At 58.4% G+C, this 6,956-nt stretch carries 10 protein-coding genes and 1 pseudogene; 4 read left to right on the forward strand and 7 right to left on the reverse strand.

Annotated features, from left to right (window positions below; all coding sequences use genetic code 11):
• The 7 genes and pseudogenes from QT222_RS09555 to QT222_RS09585 all read right to left on the reverse strand — a co-directional run.
• A pseudogene (locus QT222_RS09555) lies at positions 1–1,047 on the reverse strand (hypothetical protein); the annotation flags it as partial.
• Complete coding sequence (locus QT222_RS09560) at positions 1,048–1,458, reverse strand: hypothetical protein (RefSeq protein ID WP_491477033.1); 411 nt, start codon at positions 1,456–1,458, stop codon at positions 1,048–1,050.
• A 48-nt stretch (positions 1,459–1,506) separates the two neighbouring features.
• Complete coding sequence (locus tag QT222_RS09565; protein ID WP_004057230.1) at positions 1,507–2,373, reverse strand: hypothetical protein; 867 nt, start codon at positions 2,371–2,373, stop codon at positions 1,507–1,509.
• A gap of 6 nt (positions 2,374–2,379) precedes the next feature.
• Positions 2,380–2,970 (reverse strand): hypothetical protein, encoded by a 591-nt coding sequence (locus QT222_RS09570; RefSeq protein WP_004057231.1) that lies wholly within the window; start codon positions 2,968–2,970, stop codon positions 2,380–2,382.
• Complete coding sequence (locus QT222_RS09575; protein WP_491477034.1) at positions 2,970–3,269, reverse strand: hypothetical protein; 300 nt, start codon at positions 3,267–3,269, stop codon at positions 2,970–2,972. Before QT222_RS09575 ends, QT222_RS09570 begins: the two co-directional genes overlap by 1 nt.
• Positions 3,266–3,694 carry a hypothetical protein gene (locus QT222_RS09580; RefSeq protein WP_004057233.1) on the reverse strand — a complete coding sequence of 143 codons (429 nt, stop codon included), beginning with the start codon at positions 3,692–3,694 and terminating at the stop codon, positions 3,266–3,268. Before QT222_RS09580 ends, QT222_RS09575 begins: the two co-directional genes overlap by 4 nt.
• Positions 3,695–3,741: 47 nt before the next feature.
• The gene (locus QT222_RS09585; RefSeq protein ID WP_491477035.1) at positions 3,742–4,227 is read right to left on the reverse strand and encodes a hypothetical protein; all 486 of its coding nucleotides are present in this window, start codon (positions 4,225–4,227) and stop codon (positions 3,742–3,744) included.
• A gap of 141 nt (positions 4,228–4,368) precedes the next feature.
• On the opposite strand from QT222_RS09585, the gene QT222_RS09590 reads away from it, so the two are divergent.
• The 4 genes from QT222_RS09590 (at position 4,369) to QT222_RS09605 (ending at position 6,870) form a co-directional block, all read left to right on the forward strand.
• Entirely contained in the window at positions 4,369–4,677 is a 309-nt protein-coding gene (locus QT222_RS09590) for a hypothetical protein (RefSeq protein ID WP_231512902.1), read from the forward strand.
• Positions 4,667–5,233 carry a hypothetical protein gene (locus tag QT222_RS09595; protein ID WP_014732266.1) on the forward strand — a complete coding sequence of 189 codons (567 nt, stop codon included), beginning with the start codon at positions 4,667–4,669 and terminating at the stop codon, positions 5,231–5,233. The genes QT222_RS09590 and QT222_RS09595 overlap by 11 nt, the downstream gene beginning before the upstream one ends.
• Positions 5,230–6,183 (forward strand): hypothetical protein, encoded by a 954-nt coding sequence (locus QT222_RS09600; RefSeq protein WP_004057237.1) that lies wholly within the window; start codon positions 5,230–5,232, stop codon positions 6,181–6,183. The genes QT222_RS09595 and QT222_RS09600 overlap by 4 nt, the downstream gene beginning before the upstream one ends.
• A 162-nt stretch (positions 6,184–6,345) precedes the next feature.
• Entirely contained in the window at positions 6,346–6,870 is a 525-nt protein-coding gene (locus tag QT222_RS09605) for a class I SAM-dependent methyltransferase (RefSeq protein ID WP_004057238.1), read from the forward strand.
• Positions 6,871–6,956 lie beyond the last annotated feature (86 nt).

A 6,956-nucleotide genomic window follows, 5' to 3' on the forward strand; every position in this document is an offset into this window, starting at 1 on the left:
TTCCGGTGTCACAGGCACGGACGCTCGGTCGTCTTCAGTAAGATCGACGTGGTCGAGATACTCAGGATCAACACCGGCCTTCTCGGCGATTCGGTCCCGCGCTTGCTCACGTTCACTACTTCCAATCCCTTCAAGCGCATCGCGCTGGCGCTCAAGCTGTTCCGAACCGGCCACCCGCACGACTCCTTCTCCCTCGCGGTTAGTGTCGATGAACGACCCCGTATGATTCGTTGGTCGGCGTTCGCGGGCACGTTCTACGAACTTCTCTGATGCGTCCTGAGAGAACGAATACTGCTGTTCGATTTCACGCCCGTCTGCGGTGTAGACCGTGGCAGTGTAGCCGTCTTCAAATGTTTCGTTGACTTCGACCCGTTTGACTCTCCCGTCGACACTACTCCGAGCGCGTTGTTCGACAGTATCGAGTTCACGGCTGTCCTGAAGCCTATCCTTCCCCGAGTCGGTCAGTCTGACTTCGACCTGCCCGGAGTCTTTTACGACGTATTGGTAGTCGTCGTTTCCGAGACGGTCGCCGTACTGTTGGTCGATACTGCGCTCGTACTTGTTGATTTGCCGCTGGATAAGCGAATTATCGGTCGAAATATCGCCCGTCCGGTTGACGACTTCAGGTGACGAGCGCTCTCTGTCTCGGTTGCGACGCTCGTTTTCACGCTGTGTCTCCCTGACTTGGTCTTTATATTGGTCAATCACCTCGCGGTCCCGCTCACGACTCGATTGCGGAGACGAGTCGGACGACGTCGAGTCTTGCTTGTCTTTCGACTCGTCGTCGTTGGAGTTCTGTTCCTTCTGGCGCTTGGCCTCCCTGACCTGCTGTTTATATTGCTCGATGGCCTCGCGGTCTGCCTCTCGACTGGTGTCTTGAGATGTTGAGTCAGATGACGAAGAGGAGTCTCGCGATGAACTTCCACCATCGTCGTCACTATCGTTGTTACGGCTCTCGTTACGCGCGTCGCGAACGTTCTCCTCGTACTCTCTGGCAGCCTCTCGATCTTCGGGCGAGGAATCACCGACATCACCGGGAAGTCCCATTTAGATCACCTCTTCGGTGTCTTCGGTATCATCGCTGAGGCGACGTGCGAGAGTGGTGGTCCACGTATCCCACTGTGGCGTCGCAGTAGCGACTGGGATTCCAGCGATCATCCCGAGTGCGATTCCGAGTCTAAACGCTTCGAACAAGTTGTACAGTGGTGGCAGCGAAATGAAGACAGTGGAGGCCACTCCAAGAGTGGTGACCGCGAAGATGAGCCAGTACTCTGGTCTCCGGCCGTAGGTCCGCTCGAGGAGTTCGGTAACGATGCTGAGAACACTATTCAGCCCCCAGACAATCAAGAGTCCCGAACTGGGCCATAGTGCAGTTCTGATCGCTTCAACTCCCGTTTGGTCGATAGCCCCCAGGTCGTGAAGCAAGTTGAACTGAACAACGTCCATGACTAGGAGCATCAGAATCATCGAGAGCGTGAAGACGCGGTCTGAGAATCGGCCCGACATTCAGAACACCCCCGGAAGGGCGCTGACGAAGAGCGGGAGACTGATTCCACCACCGATGCCGCCGCCTCCACCGCCGCCAGCGATGGACGTTGCGAGCGCGGGACCGAACATTCCGAGTGCGAGGCCACCGGCGAAGATGAGCACTAAGTAGAGTTGCTGTCGGGTGCTCCAGTCGAGTTCGGCGAGTTTGCCGCGCGTCTCCTGTCGCTTCATGTCTTGCTGGGTGACCTTGCTACCGAAGAGTCTCCAGCCATCGCGGAACGAGAGCGCACGTCCCTCGTATCTGTCAGTCTCAGCGTGGATGGCAACATCCTTGCCACTCCCATCGGTCCGAAGATGCTCGTCGTAGTTACCGAGACGCCGTTGAGCACCCATGTAGGCCTCAAGCGGGTCGGTGATTTCGCGACCTTCGCGGAGTGCCCAGACCATCGAGTATTTGCCGTTCTGACGGTAGGGGAAGCCGAGGCGGTCGGCTTTGTACGCTTGACCGTCAGTAGTCTGGAACTCGTGTTCGTCGGAGTGCCACGACCCAGCGATGGGCTTGACGACACCGTCGCCGTAGATCGTGTTGACAATGGTGTCCGCACCGGTGGTTTTGAGCATCGTCTTGTAGCCAGCGTCAACGAGAGCTTCACCGAGTTTGTGGCTCTTCGGAACGATACGGAGAACGAGGTACAGCGGGATCGCAACCAACGAGAGAAGGCCCTTGAGAGCCATCGCTGTCACTTTCCCGGAGCTTTCGCCGAGCTTCTTTCCAGTCTCGGCTGTACCAGCGAACGTCTCGTCGAGTCGTGCTCGGAAACTGGTCTGTTCGTCGTCGGTACTGGTCGGGTCGTCTGTTGGGTCGAGTGGGTCGTTGTCAGTCATGAGTGGTCACTTCCAGGGGAGGAGAGAACTGAGGCCACCGCTCTTCGATGGCTGTTCAGCGCCGCGTCGTTCCGTGGAGACGTGAGTCTCCATGATGGCGCGGAGGAGTGTCCCGTCACCGAGCGACTGCCGGTCGGTTCGGAGTTCCTCGAGGATAACGCGGATGGCTTCTTTCTCTGCGGGCGACCAGTCGCGGCGTTGGCCGTCGAAATTGTCGCCATCGACATCTTGCGCGACCTCGCGGAAGACGCCGGTACAGAGGTCGTTGTACTCGCGGCCGAGGATGATGCGGTCGGCGAGGTTCTCGTTGAGGAGACGTCGTTTCCGGTCGTCGTAGTAGTCGTCGCCGTGGTTGGCGAGCATCTCGCCGGACGACAGATAGGGCTTGAGCACCGAGACGATGGACTCGTATTCGGAGGATTCGACGTCGACGCCGGTGAGGTTCTCCCAGAGTTCGTCGGCATCCATCTCGGCGAGGACGTCCATCGCCGGGCCTTCACTCGACGCACGTTGTGCGGCAGTGCGTTCGAGGTCGCTCGCGGCGCGCTCTTGGAGTTCCTGCTGGCGGTGCTGGTGGCGTTTATCTTCGTTTGGCATTATTGAGTCACCTCGGTGTTTTCAGTGCGGGTGATAACCGCACCGTAGAGCACGATTAGAGAGGTCAGCGTCCCCGCGAGACCGAATAGCTGTATCTCGGGACTAACAATAGTCGTCGTCGCGCCAGTTTCAGTCACGAGGTCGAGAGCACCGGCGCGATACGCGAGAATTCCCCACGCGAATGCGCCGAGAAGCGCGAACAGACCGACATTCCGGTGCTGGTCTACGACGAGCGTGACGAGCAGCGAGAGCGTCCCAAACGCGAATAGCGCGTGAGATTGAGAGACGAGGAGACTCACGAGAGCCACCCCCAGATGGCAGCAAGTGCGAGGAAGAGGACGATGTAGGGGAGAGCGAAACTGGCGGCAGAGACGGTCGTTTGGATATCTTTGGTTGTCTGGCTGGGCATCTCGAACGCGTAGTCGATGGTGACTGTGGACCCATCGGGTGCGCTTGACCCTGAGAGTCGAGTCAGTTCACCTGTCGAGGTGTTCCAGCTGTAGTCAGTTCCTTGGGTGAGGGTCGTGCCGTTGTGGACGACGGTTTCGTTGTCGCCGTACTCGAAGGCGTCTCGCTCATCGACGTAGCTCCCGGCGTCCGAGAGCGTGATGTCTTCGCTCGTGGTGGCGACGACACCACTCTCAGAGTAAGCGGCTGAGAGGCCGACGACGGCGACAACGCCGATGATGAGGATTGCGGCGAACGTTTGGATTTGTGAACTCATGGCTCAGACGGGTGGTAAACGGAAGGAAGTTGGTCGTGGTTGCTGGGTTACCGGCCGCCACCGCTGCCCATCCCACCGAAGTAGGAGAGAGCGACGCCTGCGCCGACGGCGATCAGTCCAACACCGATGAGCGTGAACGCGGTTGTCCCGTAGTTGGCGAAGGTGTCAGTCATGTTTGTCCACTGGTTCGGGTTGTCGGGGTTGGCGACAATTTGCGTGGAGTAGAGTGCACCGAGGACGATGAGGGCGACGACGGCGACGATAATACCACGGGCGACAACCATGACCGAACCACCGATTTTCGCGGTGATAGTGGTCTCTTCGGAGAGGTCTCGGGATTCGGCTCCGAGCTTGTTGGCCATCGCGACGCCCCGGGCGATGGCAGTCCCCATCTCTGTTCCCGCGTGCTCGAGGACGGCACGGTCGAACACGTCTTCGGTCTGTTCGGCACTGTCAACTGGTGTGACTTCGAGGTCGGTCTGAGAAGCCGGTCGTTCCAGCCCTCCGACGCCTGCGGTTGCACATGCAGACATACTTCCGACCATGTGATGCTACAGTATATAATTTCACTTTACCTAATAATGAAAATAGTGGTTAGAAGGGCTGAAGAACCATATGGTGGGCCATATGGCCACCCAATATTATACATACAATAGGCTAGTCTCCCTGACTGTATGTCATCCCAGACATCCACCCATCCGGGCAAGACAGATGGCGAGCGACTGTCGCCGGTGGTGAACTTCGGGCACAGAAAGAGCGTCCGGCTAAAAGCGCTCATTCGGGAGCACATTGACGTGTCGAGTCTCGACGAGAGCGCGCTGAACGCCGAAACTCGGAGCGTCATCGCAAACAACGGGGGGCTGTACATCAACGCGCCAGTCGACGCGGTCGACTGGTTCGGTCTCTCACGAGGCGACCGCGTCCGTGTTCGGACGTTCCCTGATGCAATCGTCATCACTCGGGAGGATGCAGATGAGTTCTAGAAACGACGGGCCACCGCAGAAGACGATGCGCGAACGGCTCATCGAAGAAGCCCAAGTTGACGTCCACGAAGCCCGCTCGAAAGTCACTCGTGTTCGGCTGATGTACGATGGTGTCCCTCGAGCATGGAGACAAGAGCTTCAGGAGGCCATTATCGCGTACTATTACGCACTTCGACCGCTTCGGACTGAGGGACTCATCAAGGACTGGTGGTCCTCTGTCGAACTCTCAGAGGAGTGGACAAGAACTGCAGTCGTCGATACTGAGACCGTACTCGAAGAGTCCGACGACGGTGAGTTAGTGGAGGTCGAGAAGCCGATCACCGACCAGATTCCGTATCGTGGGTTGGGCATCCTGGAAGACGTCGAGACTGCCACGGAATCGGAAGTCGTCTCGGTAAGCGACATGCGCGGTGAGCGTGAAGAGACCGTTTCTCGACAGTTGGTGCTCGATGCGTCGATTCTCGTGGATATCGCAGGCGTGCTCGACGACGCGGCGACGAAACTCGGTTTCGCACCGTCTATCGAACTGCAGGACGCGGCAGGTGAGACGGTATGAGTTCGGAGGCCGAGCCGGAGATCATCGACCGAATGGCGGCCCAGACTGCTCCGAAGAACCTCACGAGCTACTACTCGGAGATGCCCGAGCCAGTTCGGAACAACCTGATTCTCCGTCGGAAAGTGTGGCCGCGGATGAACGTCTACAACGAAAACTGGATGTGCTTCTTGGCCGGTGAGACGGGGGACGGGAAGTCCTACGCCGCACTCCGACTCGCGGAGGCTCTCGACCCGAACTTCGGCCCGGATCGAGTCACGTACTCGGTCGAAGAGTTCCTCGAACTGGCGGCGTCGGACCTTCCGGAGGGTTCGATTCTCGTTCTCGAAGAGGCGGGCGTCGCGGCCGGGAACCGAAATTGGTACACGGTTGCGAATCAGGTGCTCGACGCTCTAACGCAGACGTGGCGGCACCGTAACCACGGTGCGATTATGACCGCGCCGGACTTCGACCTCGTCGATTCGCACGTCCAACGCCGCTTTCACCACCTCGGTATCATGGTCGGGAAAGACGAGCAGGCGGGTATCAGCAAGGCCCGGTGGAAGTACATCCAGACGAACAACGAGACGGGGAAGATGTACAAGAAGTACCATCGGATGATCGGCGACGATGGTGTCCTGCGTCGGCACAAGTGGATGAAGTTCCGTCTTCCGTCGCCTGAACTCGTTGAGAAGTACGAGGCGACGAAGGGAGAGTATACGGACGATCTGATCGACGACCTCCTCGAACGAGTGCGTGCCGAGTCGAAGGAAGCCGAGGCTGAACAACTGTCGCCGGTGGAGGTAGCGAAAGAGATTCTCGCCGATGAGCGCGTCGATGAGTACATCAGTGAAGCGTCGGGTGGCGAGTACTTCGACCGAGACATTTTGAAGATGGACTACGGCGTGAGCGAAGCAGAGTCGAAACAAATCAAGAAATACGTGGTTAGGGAGGCGGACCTCGATGTCATGTAGAGTTTCGGGACACCCACCCACCCCCACACACCCTTGTGTTTATATTAAGTTGAGATACGCAAGTAGCGGTTCACCGGGTCGTCGTCTTCGGCAGTCCTTCGGCGTTTCTTCGCGTGTACGCCCGGCGGGCGCGCCGCTCACGGGGTCCTTGGGAGGTGTACGATGAGCAATCGAGTCGCATCGCCGCTAAAGCTCAACCTCGGGTGTGGTGACGACATCAAACAGGGGTGGCTCAACGTCGATTACCGTCCTGGAGAGATGGGCGTTCGAGGCGACGTTGTTGAGCCTGACGAGATGCACGATCTCAACGAGACGCCATGGCCATGGCCGGATGACTCGGCAGAGCGTATCCTTCTCGATAATGTTCTCGAGCACTTGGTCGATCCAGTCGAGGCGATGAAGGAAGCAATTCGAGTACTCGCGCCGGGTGGTCGTTTGGAGATCGTCGCACCGTACCCAAACAATCCATCATCGGCTCGGCTCGATCACACGCGCCAGATGCACCCAGTAGAATTCCTCAAGGATGGTGACTGGTTGTTCCCAGAGCTTTCGGTAGTCGACTGGTCCGTGTCTCGTGTGCGTGTGGGCCGACTACTGCCGAGTGACCGGTTCGCGCTCTGGGTGTGCGATACGTTCGGTCTGTTTGGGATTGACTCGTGGACTGTCGTCTTGGAGGTTCAGCGATGATTCGTCGCTTACGCCGTCGAATCAAGCTCGGGTTCTGTCGGTCTCGGCTGTCTGATATCGAGGACACAATGGCGTCGCTCCAGGGC

The organism is Haloferax sp. s1, assembly GCF_058382125.1.